Annotated in this window: 17 protein-coding genes; 7 read left to right on the top strand and 10 right to left on the bottom strand. The window is 66.7% G+C overall.

Going from position 1 to position 18276, the window contains the following annotated elements; genetic code table 11:
- The first annotated feature begins 58 nt into the window (after window positions 1–58).
- Complete coding sequence (locus tag G1H10_RS01635) at window positions 59–1075, top strand: LacI family DNA-binding transcriptional regulator (protein ID WP_163731670.1); 1017 nt, start codon at window positions 59–61, stop codon at window positions 1073–1075.
- 23 nt (window positions 1076–1098) lie between these two features.
- On the opposite strand, the gene G1H10_RS01630 is transcribed toward G1H10_RS01635, so the two are convergent.
- A complete protein-coding gene (locus tag G1H10_RS01630) occupies window positions 1099–3741 on the bottom strand; it encodes a family 78 glycoside hydrolase catalytic domain (RefSeq protein ID WP_216852781.1) in 2643 nt (880 codons plus the stop codon).
- A 124-nt stretch (window positions 3742–3865) separates the two neighbouring features.
- On the bottom strand, window positions 3866–4552 hold the full coding sequence (locus G1H10_RS01625; protein ID WP_216852780.1) for a FadR/GntR family transcriptional regulator: 687 nt from the start codon (window positions 4550–4552) through the stop codon (window positions 3866–3868).
- A gap of 104 nt (window positions 4553–4656) precedes the next feature.
- Between G1H10_RS01625 and G1H10_RS01620 the strand changes: the two genes are divergently transcribed.
- On the top strand, window positions 4657–5868 hold the full coding sequence (locus G1H10_RS01620; protein ID WP_163731663.1) for an alpha-hydroxy acid oxidase: 1212 nt from the start codon (window positions 4657–4659) through the stop codon (window positions 5866–5868).
- 98 nt (window positions 5869–5966) lie between these two features.
- Entirely contained in the window at window positions 5967–6818 is an 852-nt protein-coding gene (locus G1H10_RS01615) for a fumarylacetoacetate hydrolase family protein (RefSeq protein WP_163732089.1), read from the top strand.
- Window positions 6819–6869: 51 nt separating this feature from the next.
- Here G1H10_RS01615 and G1H10_RS01610 read toward each other — a convergent pair whose 3' ends face one another.
- The 3 genes from G1H10_RS01610 to lysS form a co-directional block, all read right to left on the bottom strand.
- Window positions 6870–7208 (bottom strand): histone-like nucleoid-structuring protein Lsr2, encoded by a 339-nt coding sequence (locus tag G1H10_RS01610; RefSeq protein ID WP_163731661.1) that lies wholly within the window; start codon window positions 7206–7208, stop codon window positions 6870–6872.
- Window positions 7209–7336: 128 nt separating this feature from the next.
- Window positions 7337–7921 carry an amino-acid N-acetyltransferase gene (locus tag G1H10_RS01605; RefSeq protein WP_163731658.1) on the bottom strand — a complete coding sequence of 195 codons (585 nt, stop codon included), beginning with the start codon at window positions 7919–7921 and terminating at the stop codon, window positions 7337–7339.
- Complete coding sequence (gene lysS, locus G1H10_RS01600) at window positions 7918–9417, bottom strand: lysine--tRNA ligase (protein ID WP_163731656.1); 1500 nt, start codon at window positions 9415–9417, stop codon at window positions 7918–7920. Before lysS ends, G1H10_RS01605 begins: the two co-directional genes overlap by 4 nt.
- A 162-nt stretch (window positions 9418–9579) precedes the next feature.
- Here lysS and G1H10_RS01595 point away from each other — a divergent pair, with 162 nt between their 5' ends.
- Window positions 9580–9909, top strand: a complete 330-nt coding sequence (locus G1H10_RS01595) for an STAS domain-containing protein (protein ID WP_163731653.1) — start codon at window positions 9580–9582, stop codon at window positions 9907–9909.
- Window positions 9910–9974: 65 nt separating this feature from the next.
- Here G1H10_RS01595 and G1H10_RS01590 read toward each other — a convergent pair whose 3' ends face one another.
- Window positions 9975–10913 (bottom strand): NAD-dependent epimerase/dehydratase family protein, encoded by a 939-nt coding sequence (locus tag G1H10_RS01590; protein ID WP_163731650.1) that lies wholly within the window; start codon window positions 10911–10913, stop codon window positions 9975–9977.
- Window positions 10914–11033: 120 nt separating this feature from the next.
- Between G1H10_RS01590 and G1H10_RS01585 the strand changes: the two genes are divergently transcribed.
- Window positions 11034–11942, top strand: coding sequence for an RNA polymerase sigma-70 factor (locus G1H10_RS01585; RefSeq protein WP_163731646.1), 909 nt, complete (start codon window positions 11034–11036; stop codon window positions 11940–11942).
- 84 nt (window positions 11943–12026) lie between these two features.
- Here the strand turns inward: G1H10_RS01585 and G1H10_RS01580 are convergent, their stop codons facing one another.
- Genes G1H10_RS01580 through panC form a run of 4 tightly spaced genes read right to left on the bottom strand, consistent with a single transcriptional unit; the run spans window position 12027 to window position 16391 of the window.
- The gene (locus G1H10_RS01580) at window positions 12027–12803 is read right to left on the bottom strand and encodes a type III pantothenate kinase (RefSeq protein WP_163731643.1); all 777 of its coding nucleotides are present in this window, start codon (window positions 12801–12803) and stop codon (window positions 12027–12029) included.
- Window positions 12804–12813: 10 nt separating this feature from the next.
- A complete protein-coding gene (gene nadC / locus G1H10_RS01575) occupies window positions 12814–13800 on the bottom strand; it encodes a carboxylating nicotinate-nucleotide diphosphorylase (RefSeq protein WP_163731640.1) in 987 nt (328 codons plus the stop codon).
- A complete protein-coding gene (locus G1H10_RS01570) occupies window positions 13797–15458 on the bottom strand; it encodes an L-aspartate oxidase (RefSeq protein ID WP_216852779.1) in 1662 nt (553 codons plus the stop codon). Before G1H10_RS01570 ends, nadC begins: the two co-directional genes overlap by 4 nt.
- A gap of 30 nt (window positions 15459–15488) precedes the next feature.
- Window positions 15489–16391, bottom strand: coding sequence for a pantoate--beta-alanine ligase (gene panC / locus G1H10_RS01565; RefSeq protein WP_163731638.1), 903 nt, complete (start codon window positions 16389–16391; stop codon window positions 15489–15491).
- Window positions 16392–16691: 300 nt separating this feature from the next.
- On the opposite strand from panC, the gene G1H10_RS01560 reads away from it, so the two are divergent.
- Together G1H10_RS01560 and G1H10_RS01555 are read left to right on the top strand one after the other, a co-directional pair.
- On the top strand, window positions 16692–17459 hold the full coding sequence (locus G1H10_RS01560; protein WP_163732083.1) for an ABC transporter permease: 768 nt from the start codon (window positions 16692–16694) through the stop codon (window positions 17457–17459).
- Window positions 17452–18255: an ABC transporter permease gene (locus G1H10_RS01555; RefSeq protein ID WP_163731635.1), complete on the top strand. Its 804-nt coding sequence runs from the start codon at window positions 17452–17454 to the stop codon at window positions 18253–18255. The genes G1H10_RS01560 and G1H10_RS01555 overlap by 8 nt, the downstream gene beginning before the upstream one ends.
- Window positions 18256–18276: the final 21 nt, after the last annotated feature.

Here is an 18276-nt window from a genome sequence, read left to right as displayed (position 1 = left end):
TCGACGCGCAGAAGGTAGCGGGTGAACGCTGCCGGTAACGCATCCGGAAGGCAGACGAATGGCAGGTTCGACCCCGAACATCCGGGAAGTGGCGAAGCGCGCCGGGGTGTCGGTCGGCACGGTCTCCAACGTCCTGAACCGGCCGCACCTGGTGACGCCGACCACCCGGGAGCGCGTGCGCGCAGCGATCAAGGAGCTGAACTTCGTCCGCAACGACTACGCGCGCCAGTTGCGCCAGGGCCGCAGCCGCACCATCGGCCTGGTTGTGCTCGACATCGCCAACCCGTTCTTCACCGACGTCGCGCGCGGTGTCGAGGACACCGTCAACCGTGAAGGGCTCGCCGTCATCGTCTGCAACAGTGACGAGAGCCTGGACAAGGAGACGGCACATCTGGACCTGCTGGCGGAGATGCGCGTGCAGGGGGTTCTGATCAACCCGATCGGGGAGATCACCGATCGGATCGGCATGCTGCGCGAACACGATATTCCGGTCGTGCTCTTCGACCGCCAGGCGGCCACCCCGGAAGAGTGCTCCGTCGCCGTGAACGACGTACTCGGAGGTGAGCAGGCGGTGGGACACCTGGTGGAAAGCGGTCACCGCAGGATCGCCTTCCTGGGCGGCCCGAGCAACCTCCGGCAGATCAGTGAGCGGCTCGAAGGAGCCGAGCGCGCGGTCAAGGCCAAGGACTCCGTCGAGCTCGAGGTCATCGAGACCACGGCGCCGACGGTCGCCTCCGGACGTTCCGCCGGGGACCGGATCGCCGACATGTCTCCCGCGGAACGCCCGACCGCCGTCTTCTGCGCCAACGACCTGCTCGGGCTCGGCGTTCTGCAGGCGCTCACCCATGCCAACATCCGGGTCCCGGAAGACGTCGCTCTCGTCGGCTACGACGATATCGACTTCGCGGCCGCGGCCGCGGTGCCCCTGTCCTCGGTGCGGCAGCCGCGCCAGCTCCTCGGCCGGACCGCCGCCGAGTTCCTGCACGATGAGACCTCCAACTCCGCGCACGAGCACCGCCGGGTGCTGTTCGAGCCCGAGCTCATCGTCCGCGACTCAAGCGCTGTCACCCGCTGACCGGTCGGGCGGCACGCCGACGACTACACCTCTTCGATCGCCGGCCGAACGATCCGCGGCTTCGGCGGATACTCCGGCCGCGGGTACGTCGTCCGGAACCGGTGCTCGCCGGAGCCCACCTCAGCCGGGTCGTCGGTGCCGGGCAGGTATACGGAGGCGGTGCAGTTCGGCGGAACGGCGACGTCCACCGTGAGCTCGTCACCTTCGGCCCGCCAGGCGACCCGGGCGCGGCCGTACGGGGTCTCGTGCGTCGCTCCCGCATGTGTCACCGTGCCTCCAGGCTGTGGGCGTACGACGACGCGTCGATATCCCGGTGCACCGGGCGCGAGTCCGGCCACGGTGCGGTGCAGCCAGTCCGCGACCGCTCCCAGTGCGTAGTGGTTGAACGACGTCATCGATCCGGGGTTGATCGACCCGTCCGGCAGCATGCTGTCCCAGCGCTCCCAGATCGTCGTCGCGCCCATCGTCACCGGATACAGGAAGGACGGGCACGACCGTTCCAGTAACATCCGGTAGGCCAGCTGGGTCTCACCGACCGAACACAACGCGTCCGCGATCAGCGGTGTGCCGACGAAACCCGTACCGATACGGTAGTGATTGTCGTGCACGAGGTCCGCCAGCCGCCGGCCGGCCCGTTCTCGCTGCTCCGGCTTCTGAAGCAGTCCGAACTCAAGCGCCAGGGCGAACGCCGTCTGCGAATCCGCGGCCATCCGGCCGGTCGGGGTGACGTACTCGTCGTTGAACGCTTCGCGCACTCGAGCGGCGAGCGCGGCGTACTCGCCGGCCGTCTCCCCGTCGCCGATCAGCTCTGCCGCCCGGCCCACGATCTCGGCGGAACGAGCCAGATACGCGGTCGCGACAAGTCCGGTGTCCGTCTGCGCGGCCGCCGGATCGTCCGGCGGGGCGCTCGGGTCGAGCCAGTCGCCGAACTGCCAGTCCGAGTCCCAGATCGCCCGGTCCCCGGCCTTCGCGGCGACGCCGTCCACCCACGCCCGCATGCTCTCCATTTGCGCACGGAGGATCTCGACGTCCCCGTAACGCTCGTAGAGCACCCACGGAACGATGACCGCCGCATCTCCCCATGCTGCCGCGTCAAGCTTCGTATTCAGCACGTTCGGGACGACGAGCGGTGGCATCCGGTCTCTGGCCGCCAGCTGTTCACAGGCGAGATCACGCAGCCACGAGGTCAACGTGCCGGCGCAGTCGTAGATGAAGCTGCCGGTGGGGGCGAACACCTGGATGTCGCCGGTCCAGCCGAGCCGCTCGTCACGTTGCGGGCAGTCGGTGGGGATGTCGACGAAGTTGCCGCGCATGCTCCAGACGACGTTCTCATGCAATTTCTCCAGCTCTGGTTCGGATGCCTCGAACCAGCCGGTGCGTTCCATGTCGGTGTGGCAGACCACCGCTCGGATGTCGTCGGGTGCCAGTCGGCCCGGCCATCCGTCGATCTCGGCGTACCGGAAGCCGTGGAAGGTGAAGCGCGGTTCCCACTCCTCCGTTCCCCCGCCGCGGAGGATATACCGGTCGGTGGCCCGGGCACTGCGTAGCGGCCGTACACCGAGTTCACCGCCCTCGAGGACCTCGGCGTGCCGGATGGTGATCTGCCGACCGGCTTCTCCCGCCACGCGGATCCGGACCCGCCCCACCAGGTTCTGGCCGAAGTCGACGATGGTCTTGCCGCTCGGCGACGTCAGGATCTCCACCGGCGCGATCTCCTGCGTGCGCCGTATCGGCGGACCGACCGGTGCCACCAAGGTGGATGCGTCGAAGGGCAGGACACGTGCCGGAGACCATGCGGCCGGGTCCGCGGCGACGTGGTCTGGCGCCGACCAGCCGGGTCGTTCCAGCCGGGCGTCGTAGCTCTCGCCGTCGTAGATCTCGGACGAGACGATGGGTCCCTGTCCGCACTGCCATCGGCTGTCGGTGCCGACCGCCATGACCCGCCGGTCGGCATACCGGATCTCAAGCTGGGCGATCAGGCCGGCGCGGTCCCCGTAGACGTTCCGCTTTCCCTCGCCCCATGCGAGCCTTCCCCGATACCAACCCTCGCCCACGCATGCGCCGATGGCATTGGGCCCCTCGCGGAGCAGGTCGGTCACGTCATAGGTGTGGTATCGCAGCCGATGGTGGTAGCTGGTCCAACCGGGTGTCAGGACGTCGTCGGATACGGCGGTGCGGTTGATCTCCATCTCGACGACTCCATGCGCCGTCACATACAGCCGTGCCGACTCCACCGGAGAGGTCACCGAGAACTCATGCCGGAAGAGTGCTGCCGGCTGCGGGACGCTGGAATCCGCGTCCCATCCAGGGCTGATCAGCTGGGCCGTCCAGTCCGCCGGCCGCAGGAGACCCGCCTCGACCGAGGACCACTCGCTCCACAGCGACGGTTCGGCATCACCTTCGCCCCAGACACGGACCCGAACCTGTCTGCGTTCGCGCGAATCCAGCCGGGTCGCGGGCCAGGGGACCAGTACGGATTCATCTGATCCGATCCGCCCGCTGGACCATGGCTCACGGATACCGCCGGGCCACGCCATCTCGATCTCGTACGCCGCCTGCCGCCAACCCACGATGTCGGTGACGGTCTTCCACGACACCCGCGGCATGTCCTCGCCGATGCCCATGGCTTCTCGATGGTGCTCAAACCGCACGTCGGTGACGAGCAAAGCTGATCCTCCAGATCCGGAGCCGAACAGTGGAAAGGGAGCCGACGCATGAAACGATTCAGGATGCGTTTCGTTGGAGCGTACCATTCTTCGTCGCTGGGCTTAACCCCCAGAAGCGCCCCTATCACAGCCGAGCGGTCCGATAGAAGTCCTCGATATGCGCGGCCACCAACGACGCCGCGGCGTCGCCATCGCCATCGCGGACGGCCCGCAGCACGGCGTGATGCTCGCGCCGCAGGCCGGCGGCGGTCGTCTCCCAATCCGGCAATTCTGGCACCACAGCCATCACGTAGCCATGGATCGCATCCCGGAGCGAGGCCATGACGGTCGACACGAGCACGTTTCCCGCCAGCGCGGACAGGGATACATGGAACTCCGCGTCCAGAAGATGGAACTGCTCCGGGGCGAGACCAGGATCGTCCATCGCGTCGAGCAGTCTTTCGGCGCCGGCCAATTCCGCCGCACCGGCTTTTCCGCTCGCTTCCCGCACCGCCCAGGACTCCAACAGTACGCGGGTCTGCACGATGTCCGCGATCGGCAAGTGGCTGGTGGCGAGATGCAGACGCAAGGCAGAGGTCAACGGCGATCGTGGTTCGGCGACGATGATCGCGCCGGCGTCCGGCCCGGAGCCGGCAGCCGTACGGATGGCGCCCATCACCTCGAGCACGCGGATCGCTTCCCGTACTGAGGTGCGACTGACTCCGAAGCGTTCGGCAAGCGCGCGTTCCCCCGGCAGCCGGTCGCCGATCCGCAGCCGCCCCTCCGAGATCTCCGCTTCTATCCGCTGCAGCACCAGCTCGTAGGCCTTCACAGGGTCACCGTACTTTGTGTGGTCCAACCACAGCCACTAGTCTGTGGTAGGACCACAGGCGGCGCACTCGCGCACCGCCGGACGCCGACCGCTGGAGACCGACGATGACGCAGCGCCAGATTCCGAAATGGAACGAACTCAAGCCGCTCCTGCGCCCGAAGCCGATCACGCTGAGCCCGACCGACCGACGGCTGGAGAAGGCACTCACCATCGGTGATCTCCGACGCATCGCCAAGCGTCGCACCCCGCGCTCGGTGTTCGACTACACCGACGGCGCCGCCGAGGCGGAGATCAGCCTCCGTCGCGCCCGCCAGCTCTTTCACGGCATCGAATTCGAACCGTCCGTCCTGCGCAACGTCGCGGACGTCGACACCAGTACCACCATGCTCGGCCAGAGCAGCGCGTTGCCATTCGCGTTCGCGCCGACCGGTTTCACCCGAATGATGAATCACGAGGGCGAGCGTGCGGTGGTGCGGGTCGCCCAACGTTTCGGGATCCCGTACGCGCTGTCCACCATGGGGACGACATCGATCGAGGATGTCGCCGCCGCGGCACCGGAGGCTCGCAAGTGGTTCCAGCTCTACGTCTGGAATGATCGCGCCGCCGGCGAAGACCTCGTCAAGCGGGCCGAGGCCGCAGGCTACGAAGCGCTCGTGCTCACGGTGGACGTCCCCGTCGCCGGCGCACGGCTGCGCGATGTGCGCAACGGCTTCACGATTCCGCCGACGCTCACCGCCAAGACGGTGCTGGACGCCGCCATGCACCCCGCATGGTGGATCAACCTGCTGACCACGGAACCACTGACCTTCGCGTCCCTGAACGCCTGGGAGGGAACGGTCGCCGAGCTGATCAACGCGCTGTTCGATCCCACCATGACCGTCGCCGACCTGGAATGGCTGCGCTCCATCTGGCATGGTCCGCTCATCGTCAAAGGAATCCAGACCGTCGCCGACGCGCAGCGCATCGTAGACGCCGGAGCCGATGCCATCGTGCTGTCCAACCACGGCGGCCGCCAGCTCGACCGCGCGCCTGTTCCATTGCGGCTGCTGCCCGATGTGAAGGCCGCGGTCGGCGACCACACCGAGGTCTACGTCGACACCGGCATCACCAACGGCGCCGACATCGTGGCCGCCACGGCGCTCGGCGCCGATGCGTGCCTGGTCGGCCGGGCCTATCTGTACGGGCTCATGGCCGGTGGCGAGCGCGGCGTCGCACGCGCCATCGAGATCCTGAGCACCGAGATCCGCCGCACAATGCAGCTACTCGGGACGCGCACCGTCGACGAACTGCAGCCGGCGCACGTGCGGCTGCCGTAGCGGGGCTCGAACGTCTCGGCACGTGACCGCAGCGCACACGCGCACAGACGAAACTGGGAAAATCGTCCGACCACAATCGCGAATCTCGGGAGATGAGCATGCAACTGTTGCGCCTCGGTGAACTCGGCCACGAGCGGCCGGCCGTCCGCACCGACGACGGCTCGATATTCGACCTGTCATCGATCACGCCCGACATCGACGGCACGTTCCTCGCGCAGAATGGCATCGCACGCGCTCGGGCTGGTGTGGAGTCCGACTCGCTGCCTGTCGTGGATACCGAGGGCGTGCGGATCGGGGCGCCGATCGCCCGGCCGGGAAAGGTCGTCTGCGTCGGCCTGAACTATAGCGACCACGCAGCCGAGAGCGGACTCGATGTCCCCACCGAGCCGGTGATTTTCATGAAGGCTCCGAACACGGTGGTCGGGCCGAACGATGAGGTTCTCATCCCACGTGGTAGCACCAAGACCGACTGGGAGGTCGAGTTGGGTGTCGTCGTGGGCCAGACCGGCCGTTATCTCGAATCACCGGAAGCCGCGGCCGAGATCATTGCGGGATACGTCGTCTCGCACGACGTCTCGGAGCGGGAATTCCAGCTCGAACGCGGCGGCACCTGGGACAAAGGAAAATCCTGCGAGACATTCAACCCGATCGGGCCATGGCTGGTCCCTGCAGATGAGGTCCCCGATGCCGGAAAGCTCCGACTGCGGTTGTGGGTCAACGGTCAATTGCGGCAGGACGGCAACACCGAGAACCTCATCTTCGGAATCGGACACATCGTCTGGTACCTGAGCCAGTTCATGGTGCTGGAGCCCGGAGACGTGATCAACACGGGTACCCCCGCTGGCGTGGCCATGGGAATGGCGGGCCAGCCTTATCTGCGAGCAGGCGATGTGGTCGAACTGGAAATCGACGGGCTGGGCAAGCAGCGCCAGCAACTCGCCCAAGCGTAAAACGGCCGACGTGTGGAGGTGTCACCGTTCCGGGTGGCACCTCCTCATCCGTCAGCGGCTGGCTTCGTACTTCTCCAGAATGTCCGCCGGGATCCGGCCACGGTCGGAGACCTTCAGCCCCTGTTCCCGCGCCCATTCCCGGACAGCGGCGGTATCGGCGCTACTACGGCCACCCGACGAACGCCCCCCACGACCGCCGCGCGACCGCCTACTGCCGCCGGCCTTGCGAGCCGAAGCGATAAAAGGCGAAATCGCATCACGGAGCTTGGCTGCGTTCTTCTTCGACAGATCGATCTCGTAGTTGGTGCCGTCAAGGCCGAAGCTCACGGTCTCCTCCGCCTCGCCGCCATCAAGGTCGTCCAGGAGAATGACCTGAACCTTCTGCGCCATCTTAGAACCCCTTCGTTAGTATGCGAACTGTTGGATACAGTCTAAGTCTCCATTAATACGTCACGCCGGGCAATTTCGCAATCGGCAAGAACATGCCGGCGCGGCGACAGATCGAAGACGACAGCTGATCATCCACCAATACGTCGGAGCATCCGAACGTTACCCAGAGTATTGGGTTTGACTCGATCCAAGTCAAGGAACTCGGCGATTCCTTCGTCGTACGAGCGAAGCAACTGCGCATACACGTCCGGCGGAACCGGCGCACCATCGACGCGCTCGAAACCGTGCCGCGCAAAGAAATCGACTTCAAACGTGAGACAGAACACCCTCGTGACGCCTAGTTCGGACGCCACATGGAGAAGCCGGGAAAGGATTGCGTGGCCGACGCCGTGGCCGCGCCAATCCTCCGCGACGGCCAGGGTGCGGACCTCGGCCAGATCTTCCCACATGACATGGAGTGCCCCGCAGCCGATTACCTGCGGTTCGACAGAACCGTGAGTATCGCCGGCAGCGTCCGCCACCCAGAATTCCTGCACATCTTCGTACAGGGTCACCGTTTCCTTGGACAACAGGATTCGCTGACGCGCGTAGTCGTCGAGCAGCTGCCGGATGGCACGAACGTCTGCGGTACGCGCCCGGCGAACCGCGAACCGACCGTCGCCCGCAGGAGAATCGCCCCGTGTCCCTTGTGCGGGCGCCGGACCGTCGCTCACTCGGGCTTCACCAGCGGGAACAGGATCGTCTCCCGGATTCCTGCTCCGGTCAACAGCATCACCAGGCGGTCGACGCCCAGCCCCATACCACCGGTGGGCGGCATACCGTATTCCAGCGCCCGAAGGAAGTCCTCGTCCACCTGCATCGCTTCCGGATCGCCCGCGGCCGCGAGCAAAGACTGCGCTTCCAAACGCGCACGTTGCACGACCGGATCGACCAACTCGGAATAGGCCGGCGCGAGCTCAACGCCGGCAATGATCAGATCCCACGCCTCCACGAGCCTGGGGTCGTCTCGATGTGGCCGTGCGAGCGGCCGGACGGATTCCGGGTAATCACAGACAAAAGTCGGCGTGGTGATGGTGTGCTCCACCAGTTTCTCAAAGAGCTCGAGAACGATCTCCCCGTGACCCCAGCCCGGCTGAACCTCCACGTCGTGCTTGGCGGCCAATTCCCGCAGACGTTGAGTTGACGTGTCAATTGTGACGTCCTCACCCACGACATTGGCCACCGCCTCGTGAAGGGTGACACGCACCCACGGCGCCTCCAAATCGATCTCCGCACCCTTGCCATCCGAAACCACGGTGCGACCGACGGAACGTGCGGCGCCAAGAACGAGTTCACGCGTCAGGGCGGCCATCGTGTCATAGTCGCCGTAGGCCTCGTAGGCTTCGAGCATCGTGAACTCCGGACTGTGCGTGGAGTCCACACCTTCGTTGCGGAAAATCCGGCCGATCTCGTAGACCTTGTCCACGCCGCCGACGATCGCCCTCTTCAAATAAAGTTCCAGCGCGATGCGTAGCGTCATCGACAAGTCGAATGCATTCAAATGAGTCTCAAACGGTCGCGCCGCGGCACCGCCGTGCACCGTCTGCAAAACAGGTGTTTCCACTTCCAGGTAACCGTGATCATGCAGAGTCTCGCGCAGCGAACGGACCACGGTGGCACGCGTGCGAACCATATCCCGGGCTTCGGGGTTGACGATCAGGTCGACATAACGCTGCCGGATACGCGTCTCTTCGTTCAGCGCCTTATGCGCGACCGGCAGCGGACGCAATGCCTTCGACACGATGACCCACGTCTGGGCGGCAACAGACAGCTCGCCACGCTTGCTCGAGACTACGTCGCCTGCCACACCGATCAGGTCACCGATATCGACGACATGCTTCCAATCCTGGAGCCTGGCCTCGCCGACCCGATCGAGTGACAACATGATCTGCAGTTCGCTGCCGCTGCCCTCACGGATTCGGGCAAAACACAACTTCCCGGTATTGCGGAGGAAGATCACCCGGCCGGCGACGGCGACACGATCACCGGTCTCCGTACCAGGCTCAAGATCCGGATATGTCGCGCGGACTTCATCGAGCGTGTGCGTACGCGAGAATCCTCGAGGATACGGCGGCGTATCACTTTCCAGCAGTTCCTCCCGCTTGTGACGGCGGATCCGCATCTGCTCCGGAAGGTCGTCGTCAATCGGTGTTGGCTGCTGTTCGGTCATAACTACCCACCCTATCGGGCGCGGTGGTATGGATTCCGCGCGGTCGGTCGCCCGAACGTCCCAACGTCGACCGTCGCCGCCAACCACCGAATCGTCCACGATCGCCATGCGTATTGTCGTCGCCCGGTTCGCGTGTCAACCTTGAAGCAGGAGGTGAGGTCGATGAGCGCTGTGGACGTCGTCGACCGGGGCGGACGCGAGATCGTCGTCTTCCTGTCCGGGGACATCGACGAGAGCATCTCCGCCCGGTTACACGAAGCCGTTGACCGAGTCGCGACACTTGAACGCATCGGCGGCCTGCAGCACGCGATCGTGGACATGCACCGAGTCACCGCACTCGGCGACGCCGGCGTCGAATTCCTCCGCGAACTCACCGAACGCGGCCGGGAAGCAGGCTTCACCGTCTCGTTCGCCTCCATGACCGGACCGGCGCACCGGGCGGTCGAAGCAGCGGGGTGGACGTTCTTCGAGCCCAGCCCGCCGCTCAGCTGACACCTGGCCGCCGGCCGCACGCAGGTGTCGATCCGGCCGCCAGGGTGAGCCCCGGCGGCCGCTCGTCATCGAACCATCGCCGGAAATCCCTCCCGCCACGACGGATACGCCGGCTCCCATCCCAGCTCGCGACGCGCCTTGGCATTCGACGATCCGCGCATGGCCGTCATCATCGCCACACCGAACTCTCCGATCATCGGCTTCGCCAGCCACGCCGGCACGCGGCGCGGGGGCTTGGCGCCGATCGTCCTCGCCAGATGCGGCAACCATTCGGCGACCTGGACGGGCTCGTCGTCCACGATGTTGTAAACACCGGGGTCGCCGCGGTCGACGGCGACAACCGCCGCGGCCGCCGCGTCGGCGACGTGGACGAAGGAGAAGATGCCCGTACCGCCGCCGACGATCGGCAGCTTGCGAGCGGCCAAAGCTTGATACATGTCGCCGCTCGGCCCCAGAGCGGTGCCCGGACCGTACAGGAACCCATATCGCAGGACCAGACCCTCGGTACCGGTAGCCGCGGTCACCGCCTCCTCGGTGTGCCTGATGGCCTTCAGCGACTCGACTGAGCCACGGGCCGGGCGGTCATCGAGCGGATCGTTCTCGTCCTTGACCGAGGCGCCGGTGCGCGGATTCGTCCAGCCGGTAAAGCTCTGCGCGATGAACCGCCCGGCGTCGACGTCCTGCGCCGCCTCCAACAAGTAGTCGAGCCCGCGGGTCCGCAGCTCGTTGGTGACCGCGAAGCCCTCGTCGAATCGCTTCAGGTCCGTGCCGCCGATCGCTGTCAGCTGGTGGATGACGACGTCGGGGCGGTGTTGACGGACGGCGGACAGCACGGCGTTCCGGTCGAGGGCGTCGAGTACGACGGGTTCCGCCCCGGCTGCGCGCAGCTGCCCCGCCTTGGAGGCGTCGCGTGTGGTCCCGGCCACCTCGTGTCCCGCCTTGACCAGGCCCGGAACCATGTGCCGTCCGATGACGCCGGTGGCTCCGGCTAGAAAGATCTTCATGCTGACTCCCTTCTCTCGACCCGTCCGACGAAGCAGCACACGTATCTGTGACAGCTCCTCTCTGGTGTGGGAGACGCACCGGGCCGACACGTCGCACTACGACGTGCTTGTATCTGAGGAATGAGCGCATTGCAGTACGACACACTCCGGCCGCTGATGTTCTCCATCGCCTACCGGATGCTGGGCAGCGTCGCCGAGGCCGAAGATGTGGTCCAGGAGGCATTTCTGCGGATGCACAAGAGCGAGCTGGACGGCGTCGCCGTCGACTCACCGGACGCGTTCGCCACCACGGTCACCACCCGGCTCGCCATCGATGCGCTCAGATCGGCTCGGGTCCGGCGCGAACAGTACGTCGGCCAATGGCTTCCGGAGCCATTGATGATCTCGGACGACGCCGACCCCGCCCACCGCCTCGAGGCTGACGAAACGGTGTCCACGGCGTTCCTGGTCTTGCTGGAATCGCTTTCACCGCTGGAACGGGCCGTGTTCGTGCTGCGCGAGGCGTTCGGGTACGAGTATGCCGATATCGCCGAGATCGTCGAGAAGTCCCCGGCGAACTGTCGGCAGATCCTCACCCGAGCGCGGCGCGCCATCGATGAGCGACGGCCCCGATTCGATCCGGACCTGTCCCGTCAGGCCGAACTGTCCCGGGGGTTTCTGGCGGCGGCACAGGACGGGGACATGGATGCGCTGACCCGGCTGCTCGCCGATGACGTCGTATTCGTCGGAGACGGCGGCGGCAAGGTCCCGGCGCTGGCACAGCCGGTCCGCGGGCCGATACAGGTCGCGCGTTTCCTGGGTGGCCTGCTCAAACAAGCTCGGCGCACGGCCATGCGGATCGACACCGATTCGGCGAACGGGATGCCCGCGTGGCGAGTCCACGCGTCGGACGGAGCGCTCCTCGCGGTGATGACCATGGAGATCGCCGACGGCCGTATCCGCGCGCTGCATAACCAGATGAACCCGGACAAGCTGCACCACCTGGGCACCGTCGGCGACCTCAACACCATCCTCGGCCGCACACCCTAAATGATCATGTGAAGTGGGTTTTCTCGTGCCTCAACAGGTCTGCAGGCATGGTAGTGCACGAGAAAACCCACTTCACATGATCATTTAGCCGGCGGCGTTGCGTTCGTAGACGAGGCTGAGGCCGATCAGCGTCAGCCATGGCTCGTGCCGGTTGATGGTGGCCGACTCGTCGATCACCAGTGGCGCCAGCCCGCCCGTCGCGATGACCTGTAGATCGCTGAGCGGGACACCCAGCTCGGCGGCCATCCGGGTGACGATTCCGTCGACCTGACCCCCGAACCCGTACAGGGCCCCGGACTGCAGAGCCTCGACAGTGTTCTTCGCGATGACGGAGCGAGGCCGCAGTAGCTCCACACTCCGCAGCTGCGCTCCGGCGTGCCCGAGCGCATCCAGCGACACCTCGATGCCGGGGGCGATCGCATTGCCCAGGTATTCTCCGCGCGCGGACACGGCATCGAAGATGGTCGCCGTGCCGAAGTCGACGATGATGCACGGCCCGCCGAACCTCCGGATCGCGGCGAGGGCATTGACCACACGGTCGGTTCCCACCTCGCGTGGGTTGTCGGTCAACACCGGCACCCCGGTGCGCACGCCTGGTTCCACCAACACCGCCCGGGTGCCGGCATAGTAGCGCCGCACCAGCGTCCGCATCATCCGAAGTACGGCGGGCACGGTCGAGCAGACCGCGATGCCGTGCACGCTTTCGTCGTACCCTCCGGAGAACAGGCCGCGCATCAGGGCCATCATCTCGTCCGCCGTCCGGTTTCCGACGGTGGACACTCGCCAGTGGTGTACCACCTCCTGGCCGTCGAGCAGCCCGATCACAGTTTCGGTGTTGCCGACGTCGATGGCCAACAGCATGCGCGGACCCCTATCCGATCACTGGATTCTCGGTGGTCTCGACCTCTTCCATACGTGCACCATTGCGACGCTGGCCCATCAAGGCATGCGAATCGTACTCGCCGCCGCCCGAATTCTCCGTCCCGAGAATGTCCAAGCCGAGATCGAGTGCCGTGACCGAGTGCGTCAAGGCACCCACCGACAGATAGTCGACGCCGGTCTCCGCGTATGCCCGCGCGTCGTCGAGGGTCAGTCCGCCGCTGACTTCAAGCCGCGCGCGACCCTGGACAGCCATCACGGCCTGCCGCACCTCCTCGACCGGGAAGTTGTCCAACAGGACAAGCTCAGCCCCGGCCTCGACCGCCTCCACAGCACCGCGCACGTCGTCGACCTCCACCTCGACCGGCAGATCCGGCGCGTTCCGCCGTACTGCCTGGAAAGCAGCCGTGATCCCACCGGCTGCGGCCACATGATTATCCTTGATCAACGCGGCTTCAGACAATGACGAACGGTGGTTTTCTCCGCCTCCGACGCGGACCGCATACTTCTCCAGGGGACGCAGCAGCGGCGTGGTCTTACGGGTGTCCCGAACGACGGCGCGGGTCCCCTTCAACGCCTCGGCCCAGTAACTGGTGGCCGTAGCGATCCCGGACAGGTGCGATCCGAGGTTGAGCGCGGTCCGCTCGGCGAGCAGAACCTCGCGACCCGGACCCGACACGCTCAGCACCGGCGTTCCCGGCTCCACCCAGCTGCCGTCGGCGACACGTCGTTCACAGCGCACGCCTTCTCCCACTGCGACGAAGGCCGCCTCCATCACCGGGATCCCGGCCACGATCCCCGCCTCGCGCGCGGTCAAGGTGGCCTGTACCCATTGCTGCGGCGGAATCGTCGCTTCGGTGGTCACATCGGTACCGCCCGCCAGATCCTCTTCCAGCGTCGCCCGTACCAGGTCCTCGACATAGAGCGGGTCGAGGCCCGCGTCGCGCAACGCGCTCGCTACCGGCTCGGCCAGACTCATTGCGTCTCCCTCATCGGCTGAAATTTCGTTTCCACGACCCCGTCGGGGTCCACGGTGCTGACGAGATGACCTCGCCAGCGATCATCGTCGCGCACCGGGAAGTCCTCCCGCCAGTGGCCACCCCGGGTCTCCTCGCGCAATGTCGCATGACGTTCGAGGGTAGCGGCCACCGTGTGCACGTTGGTGGCTTCCCACGCGCCAGGCGTGGGAACCGTACTACTCCGTTCCCGACCCAGCTGATCCAGGCGGGCACGCAACGTCCCCAAAGACCACGCCGACCTCAGCACGCCCGCACCCGCGGTCATGGCGGACTGGATGAAGGGCAGCGCCTCGGCATCGAGCAGGCCTGATTCACCGTCCCGCTCCACCGGCTCCGGCCCAGGGACGTCCACCAGGCTCTCCGCTAGGTCGATCGCGATCCGGTGCCCCCAGACCAGTCCCTCGAGCAGTGAATTGGACGCCAACCGGTTCGCGCCGTGGACGCCGGTCCAGGACACCTCCCCACAGGCGTAGAGCCCCGGCACCGTGGTCCGGCCCCGCTGGTCCGTCCGGACGCCACCGCTCGCGTAGTGCTGAGCCGGTGCGACAGGCACCAGGTCGGTGGCCGGATCGATACCGAACGAGCGGCACCGCGCCACGATGGTGGGGAACCGCTCAGCCAGGAATTCACCGCCCAGGTGCCGAGCGTCAAGCCAGACATGGTCCGCACCGGTCTCGGCCATGGCGGTCACCACACCCTTGGCGACGACGTCGCGCGGCGCCAGCTCGGCAAGCTCGTGCCGGTCGAGCATGAAACGCCTGCCTTCGACATCCCTCAGGTGCGCGCCTTCGCCACGGACCGCCTCGGAGATCAGCGGCTGTTGCCCCTTGGCGGTGCGGCCGAGCCACAGCACCGTGGGGTGGAACTGCACGAACTCCACGTCGACGATCTGGGCGCCCGCACGCAGCGCCACCGCCAATCCGTCCCCGGTCGACACCGCTGGATTGGTTGTGGACGCGTAGACCTGCCCGAACCCTCCAGTGGCCAGTACGACCGCACGCCCCAGCGCGGCTCCGACACCGTCGATCCGACCTTCTCCGATGACGTGCAGGGTCACCCCGCAAGCACGTCCGGCCGCGTCGGTCAGCACATCGGTGACGAGGGCGTGTTCGATCACCTCGATCCCCGGGTCCTCCTGGACCGCCCGGAGTGCCTCGATCAGAGCACGGGAGATCTCCCTGCCGGTGGCGTCACCGCCGGCGTGCGCAATCCGATCACGTCGGTGGCCGCCCTCCCGGGTCAAGGCGATCGTGCCGTCGTCGGCGCGCTCGAATTCCGTGCCGAGTGCCGCAAGCTCGCGTACCCGCGACGGGCCTTCGGTGACCAGCATGCGCACGGCGTCCTCGTCGCAGAGGCCGCCACCGGCGAGCAGCGTGTCACGCAGATGCTGTTCAGGACTGTCCTCCGGGCCCAGCGCGGCGGCGATACCGCCCTGCGCCCACGCCGTCGATCCAGCGGACAGCCTGGTCTTGGTCACCAGCAGCACCCGGCCCGCTTTACGCGCTTCCAATGCGGTGGTGAGACCGGCTATGCCACTCCCGACCACCACCACGTCCGCATACTCGGCCCACCCGGGCGGCTCGGTCAGCAGCCGGCGCGGTAATCGGAGTTCAGTCACGATGGAAAAGCCTACGGCCTATGGCTCGCGTCACCCAGTCGGCTCGATCAGCTGTACAGCCATATTATCGAGCAGTCGCGCGGACCCGATCCGTGCGGCGACCAGTAGCCGTGCCTCTCCATGGACCGGCTCCGCCGACAGGTCGGGCGTGCGCAATTCCAGGTAGTCGACGTCCAGTTCCGGATGCTGATCCAGGATGGCGCCGGCCGCGCCGAGGACGGCGTCTCGGCCGCGCGGGCCCGCGGCGACGCCCTCAGCGAGGGCAGTGGACAACGCGGCGGCGATCTGCCGCTCGTCGGCCGAGAGATAACGGTTCCGGCTGGAGAGGGCCAGACCACTCGGTTCCCGGACGGTGGGCTCGCCGACGATCTCGTACGGCATGTCCAGGTCGTGCACCATCCGCCGGATCAGCGCCAACTGCTGATAGTCCTTCTCTCCGAAGACCGCGTAGGTGGGCACGGTCAGGTTGAGCAGTTTCGCGACGACGGTGAGCACCCCGGCGAAATGCGTGGGCCGGGCCGCTCCTTCCAGCTCACGGCCGAGCGGTCCCGGATCGACGGTGACGCGCGCGGGACCGTCCGGATAGATCTCCGCCTGCTCCGGGGCGAACACCACGTCCACTCCTTCGGCCGTGCAGATCGCCAGATCTTTGTCGAACGTCCGCGGATACCGATCGAAGTCCTCGCCCTCGGCGAACTGCAGAGGATTCACGAAGATCGTCGCCAGCACCTGTCCCGCGTCACCGACCAGCGCACGCGCCCGACGGATCAGCGCCCTATGCCCGTCGTGCAGTGCGCCCATCGTCATGACGACGCTGCTCTCAGCGTCGCTCTCGGCAAGCGCTTCAGCCAGCCCCGCGCGTGTCCGGACCACTACAGGCGTCTCCACCGACCCAACCCTCTCGTGCTCGCCGTACGTGTTCGTCGAACCCATGAGTCTCCCGCTCTGCCGTCCCGGACGCCAGATGTCCGGCCCCGCAGCCGGCAGGCCGGTTGACGCAGAGGACGCGTGCCAGTAGTATCACGTCCCCATCGCGACCGGACCGGGCGCACGACTCGGGCCGTCGGAATGTGCATCATCTTCCGCCGAGCCCGAGGAGGTTTGCTACGCGTGTGCGCTGCGCACCACACACTCGATGTCCCGGATTCCGCCCGTCGTTCCTTCCGTCGCCGCACCACCGCCACCGCTCGACGCGTCGTCGAACGATGGCGGCTGTTCGCCGCGTACGTCGCCATGGGGTTTCGCCGATGGTCGACATACCGTTTGGCGATGGCCGCCGGGGCCTTCACCAACACGGTCTTCGGACTGATCAAGGCCTACATCACGGTCGGCGCGATCGGCGCGGCCGGGGGTGCCGTAGGCGGGTACGACGCCGCCACCGGCGCCACCTATGCCTGGCTGGCGCAGGCCCTGATCGGCCCGGTGAACGTCTTCGGCTGGCGTGATCTCGCGGAGCGCATCCGCACCGGCGACGTCGCCGTCGACCTCGCCCGCCCGATCGACCCTCAATTCGCCTTTCTCGCCACGGACCTCGGCCGAGCTGCGTACACCTTCATCCCGCGCGGTGGCCCGCCGCTGCTGGTCGGTGCGCTGGTGACTGGACTGGCACTGCCGTCGTCTCCGCTGCCGTACCTCCTCGGGACGGTGAGCATCGCGCTGGCGGTCATGGCGTCGTTCGCCGGCTGGTGGCTGCTCAACCTCGCCGCATTCTGGCTGCTCGACCTGCGTGGCGCGACGACGCTCTACCTAGTCGCCTCCAATGTCTTGAGTGGAATGATCATCCCGGTGCACTGGTTCCCCGACTGGCTGTGGACCGTCGCGTCGTGTACCCCGTTTCCGTCGTTGATTCAGACGCCGATCGACGTCGTCATGGGTCATGTGACCGGAACGGAGGCGCTGAGCGTGATCGGCGTCCAGTGCGGCTGGCTGGCCGGAATGCTGCTCACGGGGCAACTGCTCTTCCGGGCCGGAGCGCGGAGGCTGGTGGTGCAGGGTGGCTGAGCGCCTTCGCCCGTATCGGGTGCTACTCGGCTCGCAGATCCGGTCACAGACGGCGTACCGGCGTTCGTTCGTCATGGAGCTGCTCGGAAGCGTCGCCATCGGCGTGCTGGAGTTCACCGAGGTGTATGTGATCTTCGCCAACGTGGAGTTCCTGGGCGAGCTGGACTTCGCTGCGGCGGCGTTACTCTTCGCGATCGCGAACATCGCGTTCAGCCTGGCCGACCTGGTGGTGGGGCACGTCGACCGGATCCCGATCTATCTGCGCATGGGAACCCTGGACGCGTTCCTGCTCCGCCCGCTTCCGGTTCTCGCGCAGCTCATCACCAGCGATATCTCGCTCCGGCGGCTCGGCCGCACCGCGCTCGGCGTCGCGGTGCTGGCGGTCGCGCTGCCCCTGAACGACATCGCGTGGTCGCCGGCGAAAGTGCTCCTGCTGGTGGTGGCGACGGCCGCGGGCGCGGCGATCTTCGCCGCCCTGTTCGTATGCGCGGCGGCACTGCAGTTCTGGTTGGTGGAAGGATCCGAGTTCGCCAACTCGTTCACCTACGGCGGTGCCTACGCGTCGCAGTACCCGGCCAGCATTTTCGCGCTTCCGGTGCGGGTGCTCTTCGCATTCGTCGTACCGGCGGCCTTCGTCGCTTACCTACCCACGCTCGCGCTGCTGGATATCCCCGGCCCGCCGGGGCTTCCGGCGTGGCTGGGCTGGTGTGGTCCGCTGATGGCGACGGCGATCTGGGGCGTCGCGCTGCTCAGCTGGCGCGCCGGCGTCCGCCACTACACCGGGACCGGTTCATGACAGCCGACGACATCATTGGAG

Source organism: Phytoactinopolyspora halotolerans (genome assembly GCF_010550675.1).
In the GTDB taxonomy this organism is placed as follows: domain Bacteria; phylum Actinomycetota; class Actinomycetes; order Jiangellales; family Jiangellaceae; genus Phytoactinopolyspora; species Phytoactinopolyspora halotolerans.
This window is presented reverse-complemented; position numbering and strand designations above follow the sequence as displayed.